This is a genomic window from Mesorhizobium sp. M1252, assembly GCF_040318265.1.
Taxonomy (GTDB): Bacteria; Pseudomonadota; Alphaproteobacteria; order Rhizobiales; family Rhizobiaceae; genus Mesorhizobium.
Map to the genome: position 1 here is coordinate 123,424 of NZ_JAMYLX010000002.1, position 14,486 is coordinate 137,909.

Annotated in this window: 12 protein-coding genes; 4 read left to right on the forward strand and 8 right to left on the reverse strand. The window is 63.0% G+C overall.

What is annotated here, in order from left to right; translation table 11 throughout:
• Positions 1-106 precede the first annotated feature (106 nt).
• The 4 genes from fabA to NKH22_RS04180 all read left to right on the forward strand — a co-directional run bounded on the left by fabA (position 107) and on the right by NKH22_RS04180 (position 4,548).
• Positions 107-622: a 3-hydroxyacyl-[acyl-carrier-protein] dehydratase FabA gene (gene fabA / locus NKH22_RS04165; protein WP_023692579.1), complete on the forward strand. Its 516-nt coding sequence runs from the start codon at positions 107-109 to the stop codon at positions 620-622.
• Positions 623-744: 122 nt separating this feature from the next.
• Positions 745-1,965, forward strand: a complete 1,221-nt coding sequence (gene fabB, locus NKH22_RS04170; protein WP_023736148.1) for a beta-ketoacyl-ACP synthase I — start codon at positions 745-747, stop codon at positions 1,963-1,965.
• A 33-nt stretch (positions 1,966-1,998) separates the two neighbouring features.
• Positions 1,999-2,811 (forward strand): enoyl-ACP reductase FabI, encoded by an 813-nt coding sequence (fabI, locus tag NKH22_RS04175; RefSeq protein WP_023669564.1) that lies wholly within the window; start codon positions 1,999-2,001, stop codon positions 2,809-2,811.
• A 183-nt stretch (positions 2,812-2,994) separates the two neighbouring features.
• A complete protein-coding gene (locus NKH22_RS04180) occupies positions 2,995-4,548 on the forward strand; it encodes a putative bifunctional diguanylate cyclase/phosphodiesterase (RefSeq protein WP_352909008.1) in 1,554 nt (517 codons plus the stop codon).
• 16 nt (positions 4,549-4,564) lie between these two features.
• On the opposite strand, the gene NKH22_RS04185 is transcribed toward NKH22_RS04180, so the two are convergent.
• The 8 genes from NKH22_RS04185 to NKH22_RS04220 all read right to left on the reverse strand — a co-directional run bounded on the left by NKH22_RS04185 (position 4,565) and on the right by NKH22_RS04220 (position 14,459).
• Complete coding sequence (locus tag NKH22_RS04185) at positions 4,565-5,578, reverse strand: class I SAM-dependent methyltransferase (RefSeq protein WP_352670020.1); 1,014 nt, start codon at positions 5,576-5,578, stop codon at positions 4,565-4,567.
• 85 nt (positions 5,579-5,663) lie between these two features.
• Positions 5,664-7,811: a polyribonucleotide nucleotidyltransferase gene (gene pnp, locus NKH22_RS04190; protein ID WP_023688738.1), complete on the reverse strand. Its 2,148-nt coding sequence runs from the start codon at positions 7,809-7,811 to the stop codon at positions 5,664-5,666.
• Between the two features lie 277 nt (positions 7,812-8,088).
• On the reverse strand, positions 8,089-8,358 hold the full coding sequence (gene rpsO, locus NKH22_RS04195) for a 30S ribosomal protein S15 (protein ID WP_006202929.1): 270 nt from the start codon (positions 8,356-8,358) through the stop codon (positions 8,089-8,091).
• Positions 8,359-8,556: 198 nt separating this feature from the next.
• A complete protein-coding gene (gene corA / locus NKH22_RS04200; RefSeq protein ID WP_023692583.1) occupies positions 8,557-9,651 on the reverse strand; it encodes a magnesium/cobalt transporter CorA in 1,095 nt (364 codons plus the stop codon).
• Positions 9,652-9,695: 44 nt separating this feature from the next.
• Entirely contained in the window at positions 9,696-10,667 is a 972-nt protein-coding gene (truB, locus tag NKH22_RS04205; RefSeq protein WP_023692584.1) for a tRNA pseudouridine(55) synthase TruB, read from the reverse strand.
• Positions 10,667-11,086 (reverse strand): 30S ribosome-binding factor RbfA, encoded by a 420-nt coding sequence (gene rbfA, locus NKH22_RS04210; RefSeq protein WP_023692585.1) that lies wholly within the window; start codon positions 11,084-11,086, stop codon positions 10,667-10,669. Before rbfA ends, truB begins: the two co-directional genes overlap by 1 nt.
• A gap of 161 nt (positions 11,087-11,247) precedes the next feature.
• Positions 11,248-13,812 (reverse strand): translation initiation factor IF-2, encoded by a 2,565-nt coding sequence (infB, locus tag NKH22_RS04215; protein ID WP_352909010.1) that lies wholly within the window; start codon positions 13,810-13,812, stop codon positions 11,248-11,250.
• Entirely contained in the window at positions 13,809-14,459 is a 651-nt protein-coding gene (locus NKH22_RS04220) for an RNA-binding protein (RefSeq protein WP_023669556.1), read from the reverse strand. Before NKH22_RS04220 ends, infB begins: the two co-directional genes overlap by 4 nt.
• Between the last annotated feature and the right edge of the window lie 27 nt (positions 14,460-14,486).

The following is a 14,486-nucleotide window of genomic DNA, read 5'->3' on the forward strand; positions in this document are numbered from 1 at the left end:
CGGGCGGGTTAAGCGCAAACGCCGGTTTCCGGCCCGAAAGGGATTGTGTTAGGAAACCAACGAAAAGGGCGCCCCACCGCCCGGGACGAATATGGGGACGAGACATATGGCGGGTACTAAATCCAGCTACGGTTATGAGGAATTGCTCGCTTGCGCCCGCGGCGAGCTGTTCGGGCCCGGCAACGCCCAGTTGCCCTACCCGCCCATGCTGATGTTCGACCGCATCACCGAGATCAGCGAGACCGGCGGCGCCCACGACAAGGGCTTCATCCGTGCCGAATTCGACATCAAACCGGACCTGTGGTTCTTCGCCTGCCATTTCATCGGCAATCCGATCATGCCGGGGTGCCTGGGCCTCGACGCCATGTGGCAATTGACGGGTTTCTACCTCGGCTGGCTCGGCGAGCCGGGCAAGGGCATGGCGCTGTCGACCGGCGAAGTGAAGTTCAAGGGGATGGTGACGCCTTCGGTCAAGAAAGTGGAATACGGCATCGATTTCAAGCGCGTCATGCGCGGACGCCTGGTTCTCGGCATCGCCGATGGCTGGCTTAAAGCCGACGGCGAACCCATATACGCGGCGACAGACCTCAAAGTGGGGCTGTCCAAGCAATCGGCCGCCTGACCGGCGCCACTGCAGCAGGGCGTTCCCGGACGCGCAACGACGCTGCGGCATTTTGGTTTTGCGTATGATCGCCGGCGAAAACCGACTAGGGTTTCGGGATCATCCGCTGGAAGGAGTTGCGAATGAGAAGGGTCGTCGTCACAGGCCTCGGCATCGTATCGTCGATCGGCAACAACGCCAACGAGGTGCAATCCTCGCTCCACGATGCCAAATCAGGCATCAGCTTCTCCGATTCCTTCGCCGAACACGGCTTCCGCTGCCAGGTCTGGGGCGCGCCGACGCTCGACCCGACCCCTATGATCGACCGGCGCGCCATGCGCTTCCTGAGCCAGGGCGCGGCCTGGAACCATGTCGCGATGGACCAGGCGATCGCCGACGCCGGGCTTGGCGAAAGCGACATCACCAATGAGCGCACCGGCATCGTCATGGGCTCGGGTGGCCCCTCGACCCGCACCATCGTCGAGGCGGCCGAGACCACGCTCAAGAACAACAGCCCCAAGCGCATCGGTCCGTTCGCGGTGCCGAAGGCGATGTCGTCGACCGCGTCGGCGACGCTCGCCACCTGGTTCAAGATCCACGGCGTCAACTATTCGATCTCGTCGGCCTGCTCGACCTCGGCGCATTGCATCGGCAACGCCTACGAACTGATCCAGTGGGGCAAGCAGGATGTGATGTTTGCCGGCGGCCATGAGGACCTCGACTGGACGATGTCGGACCTGTTCGATGCCATGGGGGCGATGTCGTCGAAGTATAACGACAAGGCGTCAACAGCGTCACGCGCGTATGACGCCACCCGCGATGGCTTCGTCATCGCGGGTGGCGCGGGCGTCCTCATCCTGGAGGAGCTCGAACACGCCAAGGCGCGCGGGGCCAAGATCTACGCTGAGATCGTCGGCTATGGCGCGACGTCGGACGGTTACGACATGGTGGCGCCGTCGGGCGAAGGCGCGGTGCGCTGCATGCGCCAGGCTCTGGCGACGGTGTCCACGCCGGTCGACTACATCAACACCCACGGCACCTCGACGCCGGTCGGCGATTCCCGGGAAATGGGCGCCATCCGAGAGGTGTTCGGCGACAAGATGCCGTTCATCACCTCGACCAAGTCGCTGACCGGCCATTCGCTGGGTGCCGCCGGCGTCCAGGAATCGATCTACTCGATCCTGATGATGCAAGGCGGCTTCATCGGCGAGAGCGCCCATATCGAAAACCTCGATCCCGAATTCGAGGGCATGCCGATCGTGCGCAAGCGCATCGACGACGCCAGGATCGACACGGTTTTGTCCAACTCGTTCGGCTTCGGTGGCACCAACGCAACGCTGATTTTCCAGCGCTATTCCGCATAAGGCCAGCGTTTTTTTGTAGGGGGATTGCCGGCCATGGACGGACTGATGAAGGGCAAGCGCGGGCTTGTCATGGGCGTCGCCAACGATCATTCGATCGCCTGGGGCATCGCCAGGAAATTGTCCGAACACGGAGCGGAGCTTGCCTTCACCTATCAGGGCGACGCATTCGGGCGCCGCGTCAAGCCGCTTGCCGAGAAGCTTGGGGCGTCTCTGGTGGTGCCGTGCGACGTCGAGGACAGCGCATCGGTCGCCGCCACCTTCGAGACGCTCGGCAAGGAATGGGGCGGGCTCGACTTCGTCGTCCACGCCATCGGCTTTTCCGACAAGAACGAGCTCAAGGGGCTCTACGCCGACACCAGCCGCGACAATTTCGTCCGCACCATGGTCATCTCCTGCTACTCCTTCACCGAGGTCGCCCGCCATGCCGCCCCGCTGATGAGCGAAGGCGGCGCGATGATCACGCTGACCTATGCCGGTTCTGTCCGCGTCATGCCGAACTACAACGTCATGGGCGTCGCCAAGGCCGGACTGGAAGCCAGCGTGCGCTATCTCGCCAACGACTATGGCCCGCGCGGCATTCGGGTGAACGGCATATCGGCGGGACCGGTGCGTACTTTGGCCGGCGCCGGAATCTCGGACGCCCGCCACATGTACTCCTACCAGCAGCGCAACTCGCCGCTGCGCCGCACGGTGACCATCGACGAGGTCGGCGGCTCGGCGCTCTATCTTTTGTCCGACCTCTCGTCAGGCGTCACCGGCGAAATCCATTATGTGGATTCCGGCTATCACATCGTGTCGATGCCAACCCTGGATGAGTTGAAGCAGACCGACAGCGTACGCGATTAATTCACCAGTAAAATTAGATGCATGGGCGGAAACTCATTTTAAGGAGATATCCGCTAGAAGTCCTATGGGCTTGGGCTCTGCGCGTTCTTGCTGGGCGCAAAGGATGCTTTAGCCTTTATGAATTTGCGCTTGATATTTCCCGAAGTCGAGTTGATTTCGGGATCATGCGACAGGGACTGAGCAATGCCTGCTGTCAGCAACCCGAAGCGAACACCTGTGTTCCGGCTGCTCACCGTCGCCAGTTCGGGCCTTGGCAGTTTCATCCTTGGGCTTTGGGGCCTCCGGCATGGTTTCGGGGACGGCTTTGCCGGCATGCAGGCGGAAACCATGATCGGCATCGCGTCGGCGCTATGCGCGCTGGCCGCCGCCGGTGCTGCCTTGTCCTTCTTCGCCGGCGTCGATGAATCGGTGGACTACGTTTTCAACGAAACCCATTTCGACAAGCTGACCGGGCTTTTTGCGCGGCCGGCGATGGTCGGCAGGATTGCCGACGCGGCGTCCGCGACGATCAGGACCGGTGAGCCGGTGTTCCTCATCGACATCGACATCGACCGCTTCAAGCAGATCAACGACGCCATCGGCTACAGCCATGGCGACGAACTGATCCGCGGCTTCACCAAGCGGTTGAAGGCCTGCATGCCCGAAGGCGCGGTGATGGGGCGCATCGGCGCCGGCGAGTTCGCTATCCTTGTCTGGGAACACCAACTCCAAAGGTCCATGGAAAGCACCGTCGAAACCATGATCGAGGAGATGCTGAAGCCGTACCAGCTCGATTCCCACCTGCAGTCGGTCGGCCTGTCGGTCGGCATCGTGGCGATGCCAAAGGATGGCGTCGATCCGGTCCTCATCCTGCGCCGCTCCAACCTGGCGCTGCAGAATGCCCGCGCCGGCGGCGTGGGCAACTGGTCGGTCTTCCATTCCGACATGGGCCAGGTCGCCGACTACCGCCACTGGATCGAATCCGAACTGCACATCGCCTTCGACCGTGGCGATTTCGACCTTCACTACCAGCCGCAGCTCGACCTGCCGACCGGCCGTGTCGTCGGCTACGAGGCGCTGATCCGCTGGAAGCACCCGGAACGCGGCATGATCCCGCCGATGGAATTCATTCCGATCGCCGAAGAGACCGGCATGATCCACCCGATCGGCAATTGGGTGCTGAACAAGGCCTGCAGCGATGCCCGTCATTTGCCCGAGGACTGCTTCGTTGCCGTCAACATCTCGCCGGTCCAGTTCAGGACCAAGGATTTCGTCGGTATCGTGCGCGACACGATGGCCAGCACCGGCATCAAGCCGTCGCGGCTGGAGCTCGAAGTGACCGAGACGGCGATGATGCAGGACCGCGACCGCGCCGCCATCATCCTGCAGCAGCTTGCCGACATGGGCATTTCGGTGGCCGTCGACGATTTCGGCACCGGCTATTCCAATCTCAGCTACCTGATCGACGTCGCCTTCGGCAAGCTGAAGATCGACCGCTCCTTCGTCAGCCGCATCGACACCGATTCCAATTCGGGCGCCGTCGTCTCTACCATCGTCGGCCTGTCGCGGGCGCTCGGCGTCGGCATCATCGCCGAAGGCGTCGAGACCGAGAACCAGGCGACGCTTTTGCGAGCAGCTGGTTGCGAGATGGTGCAGGGCTATCTGTTCGGCAGGCCGGCGCCGCTCAAGATCAAGCCTGGCGATATCAGACCGACCATTCCCGTCCACGAGCCGGCGCGCATCGTCAGCATGCATTGAGGCGACCGGCACCGTCCTATCGGCGCGCGGAGAAAACCTTGAACATGCCGTCGCGGGCGAGTTCGGCATGGCTGGAGAAGACAGCCTTCAGAACCGGTTCGTAAGGCAGCTGACGGTTCGCCACCATGAACAGCCGCCCGCCCGGCTTCAGCGCCTTGCCCGCCGCCTGGATCATGCCGGCGCCGATTTCCGGCTCGGCCGCCCGGCTGCGATGGAAGGGCGGGTTCATGACGATGGCATCATAGCGCCGCTCGACCGGCTCGCTCAGCAGATCGGTCCAGAAGAAGCCGGGCTCGAAGCCTGTCTGGCCGATATTGCCCTTGGCCGCCTCAAGCGCGTCGAAATCCGCTTCGTAAAGGTCGAGCCCCGTTATGCCGGATGAACGTGCCGCGACCTCGGCGGCGACATAACCCCAGCCGGCGCAGAAATCAGCAATGTTGCCGCGCAGGTCTTTGGGCAGGTTGTCGACCAGAAGTTTCGAGCCGACGTCGATCCGGTCGAAGGAGAACATGCCAGGCGCGGTACGGAAGCGGTCCTCTACGACCAAGGCGGGATTGGCGACGCGCAGTTTTTCCGCAGGCGCCAGATCGGCCGGACGGCGAAGCCAGAAGGCGATGCCGTGATATTTCGGCAGATGCCCTTCGATGGGAACAAGCTCGTCGATGCGCTTGCGCAGGCTGGCGATGCCTTCGTCCTTACCGCCGGCGACAATGATCAGACCGCCCGGCGTGACGCGTTCGATCGCCTCGGCAATACGCATCTCGTTTAGCCCACGATGGCGGCCGGCAAGCACGAGCGCTGCATCGAATGCATCGCCTTCCGCGCGCGGCGTTACCTTGTGACCGGCACGCTCCAGCGCTCGGAGATGCGGCCGGAAACCCTGTGCAAGATGGAGCTCTGCCTCGAAGCCTTCCGGCAAGCGGAAGCCGGGCTCCGCACCCAGGAACAACACACGCTCGCCCTTTTGCGGCAGAGGGAACCCCTCGGCCTCGAAGGGATGGAACAGTGTCTTCAGCGGCTCAGCGGCCATTCTTCGATTCTCATGTCGTAGACGGGTATTAAACGAAAACGGGCGCGACATAAGCCGCGCCCGTTCAACTCTATTGTCAGACCACTCAGGCGGCGTTTTCTTCGCCTTCGGCCTTCTTGTCGCGGGCGATTTCCTTGCCGGTGGCCTGGTCGACGACCTTCATCGACAGGCGGACCTTGCCGCGCTCGTCGAAGCCCATCAGCTTGACCCAGACCTTGTCGCCTTCCTTGACGACGTCCGAGGTCTTGGCGACCCGGTCGTTGGCAAGCTGCGAGATGTGGACGAGGCCGTCACGCGGACCGAAGAAGTTGACGAAAGCCCCGAAGTCGGCGGTCTTGACGACCGTGCCTTCGTAGATTTCGCCGACTTCCGGCTCGGCGACGATGGTATGGATCCACTTCTTGGCCGCCTCGATCTCCTTGGCGTTCGACGAAGCGATCTTGACCGTGCCGTCGTCCTCGATGTTGATCTTTGCGCCGGTCTTCTCGACGATCTCACGGATAACCTTGCCGCCGGAGCCGATCACGTCGCGGATCTTGTCGGTCGGGATGTGCATAACCTCGATGCGCGGTGCGAACTCACCGAGTTCGGGGCGGGCGCCGGTCAGAGCATGCGCCATCTCGCTGAGGATATGCTGGCGGCCGTCCTTGGCCTGGTCCAGCGCGATCTTCATGATCTCCTCGGTGATGCCCTCGATCTTGATGTCCATCTGCAGCGAGGTGATGCCGCCTTCGGTACCGGCAACCTTGAAGTCCATGTCGCCGAGGTGATCTTCGTCACCCAGGATGTCGGACAGAACCGCGAAGCGCTCGCCTTCCTTGATCAGGCCCATCGCGATACCAGCAACCGGCTTGGCCAGCGGAACGCCGGCATCCATCAGCGCCAGCGATGTGCCGCAGACGGTGGCCATCGACGACGAACCGTTGGACTCGGTGATCTCCGAGACGACGCGCAGCGTGTAGGGGAACTGGTCCGCGCTCGGCAGCATCGGACGGATAGCGCGCCAGGCGAGCTTGCCGTGGCCGATTTCGCGGCGGCCCGGCGAACCCATGCGGCCGGTCTCGCCGACGGAGTAGGGAGGGAAGTTGTAGTGAAGGAGGAACTTCTCCTTGTACATGCCGGTCAGCGAATCGACATACTGCTCGTCCTCGCCGGTACCCAGCGTGGCAACGACCAGCGCCTGGGTCTCGCCGCGGGTGAACAGCGCCGAACCGTGCGTGCGCGGCAGGACGCCGACTTCCGAGACGATCTTGCGGACAGTCTTGAGGTCACGGCCATCGATGCGCGAACCGGTGTCGAGGATGTTCCAGCGCACGACCTTGGCCTGGAGTTCCTTGAACACCGAACCGATCTGCTCGGAGGTGTACTTGGCGTCTTCGCCTTCGGCCGGGGCGAACGCTGCCTTGACCTTCGCCTTGACGGCGTCGACGGCGGCGTAACGCTTCTGCTTGTCGACGTTCTTGTAGGCATTGCTGAGCTCGTCGCCGACGATCTTCAGCATTTCGGCTTCAAGCGCGGAGTAGTCCGGCGCCGTGAAATCGCGCGGCTCCTTGGCGGCAACTTCGGCCAGCTTGATGATGGCGTCGATGACCGGCTGGAAGCCCCTGTGGCCGAACATGACGGCGCCGAGCATCAGCTCTTCGCCGAGTTCCTTGGCTTCGGACTCGACCATCAGCACGGCGTCGGTGGTGCCGGCGACGATCAGGTCCAGCCTGGATTCCTGCATCTCATCGACATGCGGGTTGAGCACGTATTCGCCGTTGATGTAGCCGACGCGGGCGCCGCCGATCGGGCCCATGAAGGGAACGCCCGACAGCGTCAAAGCGGCCGAGGTGGCGACGATCGACAGGATATCGGGATCGTTCTCGAGGTCATGCTGGACGACGGTGACGACGATCTGGGTGTCGTTCTTGTAGCCGTCGGCGAAGAGCGGGCGGATCGGGCGGTCGATCAGGCGGGAAACCAGCGTTTCCTTTTCGCTCGGACGTCCCTCGCGCTTGAAGTAGCCGCCCGGGATCTTGCCGGCGGCGTAGGTCTTTTCCTGGTAGTTGACGGTCAGCGGGAAGAAATCGAGGCCTGGCTTCGGCTCCTTCATCGAAACGACGGTGGCGAGAACCTTAGTTTCGCCGTAGGTCGCAAGCACCGCGCCGTCAGCCTGACGTGCGATCTTGCCGGTTTCCAGGATGAGCGGACGGCCGCCCCATTCGATTTCCACTTTGTGGTAGTTGAACATATCTTGTCCTTAATAAGCGGAAAGGGCCGCGCCGTTTCACGGTGCGCGGATGCCCTTTCCCTGGCTTCCTTTCTCGGGCAGCCACGGGCAAGACAACGGGAAGCTCGGTAAATTTCGGCGCTGGTTAGCGCACGAGCGTCCTGCAATCCTGCCCCATGACCGTCCATGGGCGGTTTCGAGTGGCCTCTGCACGCTCGAAACCGGGTCTGGCCAATCGATGCGACTGGCAGAATGCGCGACCGGCGGGCTCTCCTTCGAAAGCCCGCCGGTCAATTCGTCAACGGCGCAGACCGAGCTTCTCGATCAACGTCTGATAGCGCGCGTCATCCTTGCGCTTGAGATAATCAAGCAGGCTGCGGCGCTGGGAGACGAGAGCGAGCAGACCACGGCGGGAATGGTTATCCTTCTTGTGGTCCTTGAAGTGGTCGGTCAGGTTCTTGATGCGCTCGGAAAGGATGGCCACCTGGACTTCCGGAGACCCGGTATCGCCCTTGGCGGTTGCGAATTCACCCATCAATTCCTGTTTGCGCTCGGCAGTAATCGACATCGTGTTTTCCTTATCTGTTTGAGGAAACGGGTCGCCCTCAGCCGGGATGTCGTCCAGCAGGGGCCGGTGCAAGCAAAGCGACATGGCGCGATGCTGCGGCGCATATAGGGCAATTCCCCGGAAAACACCAGCCCATTCATAAAGCCGGCTTGTCGCAGCCTTTGCTCGGGAATCCAGGATTCCCCTGACACCGGAAGCTTACAGCCACTTCTTGCTTTTGAAGAAGACGATCAGCCCGACAGCAACGGCCAGCATGAACAGCAGCGAAGCCGGGTAGCCATAGTAGGCTTTCAGTTCCGGCATGTTCCACGGCGAGATATCGGGATCGAAATTCATCCCCCAGATACCGACCAGGAAGGTTAGCGGCATGAAGATCACCGAGACGATGGTGAGATAAGAGATGACGTCGTTGGTGCGCGCCTGGCTCAGCGACAAATGCATTTCGATCAAGCCGGTCAGCATATCACGCTGGTTCTCGACCAGCTCGATCAGCCGCAATGCGTGGTCGAGCGTGTCGTTGAAGAAGATTTTCGTCTCCGGCTTCACATAGGGCACGTCGTTGCGGATCAGCGTCGCCAGCGTGTCGCGCATCGGCCACAGCACGCCCTTGAGCACATTGGCGTCGCGCCGCAATTCGTGCAGCTGGCGCATCTGATGCTTGTGAGGCGTGTTGAGCATCTCGTCCTCGATGCCATCGACCTCCTCGCTAGCGGCCTCAATCGGCGGGAAATAGCTGTCGACGATGGAATCGATGAGCGCATAGGCCAGATAGTCGGCGCCGCGCATCCGCAAGCGGTTGGGCAACGCTGCGGCGATGCGCTTGCGCACGGGGTCGAACGGATCGCCTTCGCGCTCCTGGAAGGTGACGACGAATTTCTTGCCGAAGAACACCGCGATCTGCTCATAGCGATGCACCTTGACGTCGTCGATCATGCGCATGACGACGAAGGCGTGGTCCTCGAAGAAGTCGACCTTCGGCCGCTGGCCGGTGTTGACGACATCTTCCAGAGCCAGTGGATGCAGGTTGAAGATCCGGCCGATCTCCTCGATCAGCTGGATGTTGGCGAGACCGGTGCAGTCCAACCAGACGACCGGCCAGTTGTCGCAATGGGTGTTGAGATCGTCGATGCTGGCATCGTTGATGGTCTTGAATTTTTCAGGCGAAATCAGCGTCAGCCGCAGCTCGGACCGTCGCGCCGCCGGATCGGCGATCAGCGTGCCGGGCGAGGCTCCAACCGGCGGCCGGCGCGTTGTCACCGGCGCCCGCTTCTTCACCGCCTCAGCCTTTGCCATGTGCCCCTCGGATGTGACGTCGACGTAAAACTAGACGGGAGTGGTCAGCCGGCAAAGACCCGCTTCGGCTTGAACATGCCTTGCTCGATGGCGCCGATGGCGACAAGCTTGCCGCGCGCGGTGGCGCAGGCTTCCTCGGCTTCCACGGGCGCGTCGCGGCCGCGGATGATGACGGGATTGCCAAGGCGGATCTTGGTCGCCGCTTCGTCGCTGATGGCAATCTGCGGCAGGCAGTCGAGCGCGGCGGCCGTGTCGACGAGCAGCGCATCGATTGCGCCAAAGTCGATCGGCGCGTCGGCAACATCGGCGTCGCCCTCTTTGTCAGCTTCGCGCTGTTCGCCGAAACGGGCGGCTTCCAGTTCGGCGACGGTGACGAAATCCTCCTGGGTGAACGGCTCGACCTCGACCCTGCGCAATTCGGCGATGTGGCCGAAGCAGCCGAGGTCGCGGCCCATGTCGCGGGCCAGCGAGCGCACATAGGTGCCTTTGCCGCATTCGACCTCGAACAAAGTGTGGTCGGCAGCGTGCTCGACGATGTCCAGACGGCCGATCTCGATCTCGCGCGCGGGGATGTCGACTGTCTCGCCCCCACGGGCGAGATCGTAGGCGCGTTCGCCTGATATCTTGATGGCCGAGAATTGCGGCGGTGTCTGCATGATGACGCCGGTGTAGTTCGGCAGCAGCGCCCTGACATCTTCTTCCGCCGGACGGCGGTCGGAACTTTGCGTCACCGGGCCTTCGAGATCGTCGGTCGAACGCTCCTCGCCCCAAGCGACGGTGAACCGGTAGATTTTGGCGCCGTCCTGCACATAAGGCACGGTCTTGGTTGCCTCGCCCAGCGCGATCGGCAGCATGCCAGAGGCCAGCGGGTCGAGCGTGCCGGCATGGCCGGCCTTTTCGGCCTGGAAAAGCCATTTGATCTTGGAGACGGCTTCGGTCGAACCCATGCCAACCGGCTTGTCCAGCACCACCCAGCCGGAGATCGGCCGGCCCTTCTTCTTGCCGCGGCGCCCCACTATTTCTCGTCCTTGTCGTTGTCTTCGCCATCGGTACCCAAGTCTCGCGCGACTTCCGGCGATTTCAGCAAATCGTTGATCCTGGCGAAATTGTCGAAGGACGTATCGAGCTTGAAGCGGAACTCCGGCATGAACTTCATCTGGCGGAGCGCGCCGGAGACGCGGCCACGGACGAACTTCGCGTGCTTGTTGAGCGCGTCGATGACCGCACCCGTGTCCTTGGCGCCGAGCGGCGAAACGAAGGCCGTTGCGACCCTCAGATCAGTGGACATACGCACTTCCGAGACCGAAACCACGGTGTTCTCGATCAGCGGGTCGATAATCTCGCCGCGCTGCAAGGTTTCCGACAGCGCATGGCGCACCTGTTCGGCGACGCGAAGCATGCGCTGGGATGGGCTGGAGGCGGTTGGACGGGGCATTTTTCTCAATCCGGAAAGCGTGAGGCGCGGGATGGGACCGTGCCGCCATGTCTCATATTTGTTCTATGCATGTCGTTTATCCCGCACTTTTGGGCGACAGGCATTAATGTTAGGGCGGCGGTCTTTCGACCACCGCCCGGTCGTATCGACAGTATGCGAACTCAGAGCGTCCGGGTCACCATCTCGACGCGGAAGCACTCGATGATGTCGCCGACGCGCATGTCCTCGTAGTTCTGGAAGGCCATGCCGCACTCCTGGCCGCCCGGAACTTCCGCGACTTCATCCTTGAAGCGCTTGAGGGTCTTCAGCGTACCTTCATGGATGACGACGTTGTCGCGGATCAGGCGCACGCCCGCTCCACGCTCGACCTTGCCTTCGGTGACACGGCAGCCGGCGATCTTGCCGACCTTGGTGATGTCGAAGATCTCGAGGATCTCGGCATTGCCAATGAAGGTCTCTCGGCGTTCCGGCGACAGCAGGCCGGAAAGTGCTGCCTTCACATCATCGACGAGGTTGTAGATGATCGAGTAGTAGCGGATTTCGATGCCCGCGGCCGCCGCGGCCGCACGTGCCTGCACGTTGGCACGGACGTTGAAGCCGATGATCGCGGCCCCCGAGGTCTCCGCCAGCGACACGTCGCTTTCGGTGATGGCGCCGGCGCCGGCATGAACGATGCGCGCACGCACCTCGTCGGTGCCAAGCTTGTCGAGAGCGGCGTTGATCGCCTCGATCGAACCCTGCACGTCGCCCTTGATGACCAGCGGGAATTCCTTCAACCCGCTTGTCTGCAGCTGCGACATCATCTGTTCGAGCGAGCCGCGCTGGCCGGCATGGCGAGCCACTGCCTTCTCGCGCGCCAGACGCTGGCGATATTCGGTGATCTCGCGGGCGCGGGCCTCGTTGTTGACGACAGCGAAGCGGTCGCCGGCTTGCGGCGTGCCCTGCAGGCCGAGCACCTCGACCGGCATAGCCGGCGGCGCCTCCTTGATCTGCTCGCCACGGTCGTTGACCAGAGCGCGCACCCGGCCCCACTCATTGCCGGCGACGAGGATGTCGCCCGGCATCAAAGTGCCGGTCTGCACCAGTACGGTGGCGACGGGGCCACGGCCCTTGTCGAGCTGGGCTTCGATGACCACGCCCTCGGCGGTACGGTCCGGATTGGCCTTGAGGTCGAGGATTTCGGCCTGCAGCAGGATCGCCTCGAGCAGCTTGTCGAGGTTGGTGCCCTTGGTCGCCGACACTTCGACGTCCAGCACTTCACCGCCCATCGATTCGACGAACACCTCATGGCGCAGCAGTTCCGACCGCACCTTCTGCGGATCGGCATCATGCTTGTCGATCTTGTTGATCGCCACGATGATCGGAACGCCGGCCGCCTTGGCATGGCTGATCGATTCGATGGTCTGCGGCATGACGCTGTCGTCGGCCGCCACCACCAGGATGGCGATGTCGGTCGCCTGAGCGCCGCGGGCGCGCATCGCCGTGAAGGCGGCGTGACCGGGCGTGTCGATGAAGGTGATCTTCTGACCGTTCTTCTCGACCTGGTAGGCGCCGATATGCTGGGTGATGCCGCCGGCTTCGCCGGAGACGACATTGGCATTGCGGATGGCGTCGAGCAGCGAGGTCTTGCCGTGGTCGACATGGCCCATGATGGTCACGACAGGCGGCCGCGACACCAGGTCCTCGGCATTGTCGGCAATGTTGAACAGGCCTTCCTCGATGTCGGACTCGGCGACGCGGCGGACCGTGTGGCCGAATTCGGTGGCGACCAGCTCGGCCGTGTCGGCGTCGATGATGTCGCCCGGCTTCAGGATCTGGCCCTGCTTCATGAAGTACTTGACCACATCGACAGCGCGCTCGGACATGCGCTGCGCCAGTTCCTGGATGGTGATGGTTTCAGGCAGGATCACTTCGCGCATAACCTTCTCGCGCGGCTCATTGTGCATCGCGCGCTTGAATTTTTCCTGGCGGCGACGCATCGACGACAGCGAGCGGGCGCGCGCGTCCTCGTCGGAAAGAGCCGTGTTGAGGGTCAGCTTGCCGCGACGACGGTCTTCCTCGGCCTTGGTCGGCTTGGCCGGGCGCGCCACTTCGGGCGTAACCGGACGGCGTACCGGGGCGCCGGCGGCGGTGCGCTTCGGCTTGACCTCTTCCTCGTCATCCGCTGCCACAAGCTCGGCAGCCTGCGGCGCGCGGCGGCGCGCTTCTTCCTCGGCGCGGCGGCGGGACTCGGCCTCGGTCTGCAGGCGGGCTTCTTCCTCGGCCTGACGGCGCGCGGATTCCTCGCGCTCGCGCTTGCGGCGTTCCTCATCCTCGTTGCGGCGCTTGGCCTCTTCGATGGCGCGTTGGCGGTCCTCGACGTCGCGAACCTTGGAGCCTTCGAGCGCCCTGCGGCGCGCTTCCATTTCATTGCGCGACAGTTCGTTCAGCACCATGCCGCCGCGTTCGGCCGGCGGCGGCGGAGGCGGCGCCTTGGGCGCTTCCTGCACGACGGGGGCTGCCACTACCGCGGGCTTGGGCGTAAATACGGGTGCAGCCACCGGCTCCGGCTTGTCGCCGGGCATGGAGAATTTGCGCTTCTTGATCTCGACCTGGACCTGCTTGGTGCGGCCATGCGAGAAATTCTGTCGCACGACGCTCTGCTCGGTACCGGGGCGCTTCAGCGTCAAGGTCTTCTTCGGTGTAACACTCAACGTCTTGTCGTCGCCCGATTTCGTATCGCTCATTCCATATCCTCTGCAGCATCATCTTCGTCAGCAACGGCCGCAAGCATTGCCAGATCGTCGGGGGTTCCGCCCCGATATCGGTCGAGCGCAACCATGCGCCTCTCAACCGCCTTGCCCGCGTCTCCCGCGAGAACGGCAGCATGTATCACATTTGTACCCCCCAATGCCAAGCTCAACTCGGCCTCGGAGAAAAGTTTGTAGGCAAGGACTGCCGGCCCGCCGAGGTGGACAGTTGCCCGCCGCGCCTGACTGATCTTGCGCACGCCATCGTCGGATGCCTCGGTCGCGTGGAGCACGAAAAGCGCCAACCCCGAGCGCACCGCGCTCTCGACCTTGGTTGCGCCGAGTGCGATCGAGCCAGCCTTGCGGGCAAGGCCAAGCATACCCAAAGCGGATCGTGCAAGCAGTCCGTCGACCATGCCGCCGAGATCGGGCGGCACGACGACCTGCGCCTTGAAGGCGCGGGCAAACAGGTTCTTCGCCGCCGCCTTGTCGATATGTAGGCGGTCGGCGCTCACCCAACAACCACGGCCGGGCAGATTTCTCTTCAGGTCAGGAACGACGGCCGAATCCGGGCCGACGACGAAACGGATCAGCTCATCCGGCTCGGCTTGCTTGCGCGTGACGATGCAGGTGCGATCGTTCATCTCGTCCTGGGGCGGGTTGTGTGCGAT

Bases quoted from the DNA above. Each gene is read 5' to 3' on its own strand.
- fabA (WP_023692579.1), top strand. From the start codon at position 107: ATGGCGGGTACTAAATCCAGCTACGGTTATGAGGAATTGCTCGCTTGC.
- fabB (WP_023736148.1), top strand. From the start codon at position 745: ATGAGAAGGGTCGTCGTCACAGGCCTCGGCATCGTATCGTCGATCGGC.
- fabI (WP_023669564.1), top strand. From the start codon at position 1,999: ATGGACGGACTGATGAAGGGCAAGCGCGGGCTTGTCATGGGCGTCGCC.
- NKH22_RS04180 (WP_352909008.1), top strand. From the start codon at position 2,995: ATGCCTGCTGTCAGCAACCCGAAGCGAACACCTGTGTTCCGGCTGCTC.
- NKH22_RS04185 (WP_352670020.1), bottom strand. From the start codon at position 5,578: ATGGCCGCTGAGCCGCTGAAGACACTGTTCCATCCCTTCGAGGCCGAG.
- pnp (WP_023688738.1), bottom strand. From the start codon at position 7,811: ATGTTCAACTACCACAAAGTGGAAATCGAATGGGGCGGCCGTCCGCTC.
- rpsO (WP_006202929.1), bottom strand. From the start codon at position 8,358: ATGTCGATTACTGCCGAGCGCAAACAGGAATTGATGGGTGAATTCGCA.
- corA (WP_023692583.1), bottom strand. From the start codon at position 9,651: ATGGCAAAGGCTGAGGCGGTGAAGAAGCGGGCGCCGGTGACAACGCGC.
- rbfA (WP_023692585.1), bottom strand. From the start codon at position 11,086: ATGCCCCGTCCAACCGCCTCCAGCCCATCCCAGCGCATGCTTCGCGTC.
- infB (WP_352909010.1), bottom strand. From the start codon at position 13,812: ATGAGCGATACGAAATCGGGCGACGACAAGACGTTGAGTGTTACACCG.
- NKH22_RS04220 (WP_023669556.1), bottom strand. From the start codon at position 14,459: ATGAACGATCGCACCTGCATCGTCACGCGCAAGCAAGCCGAGCCGGAT.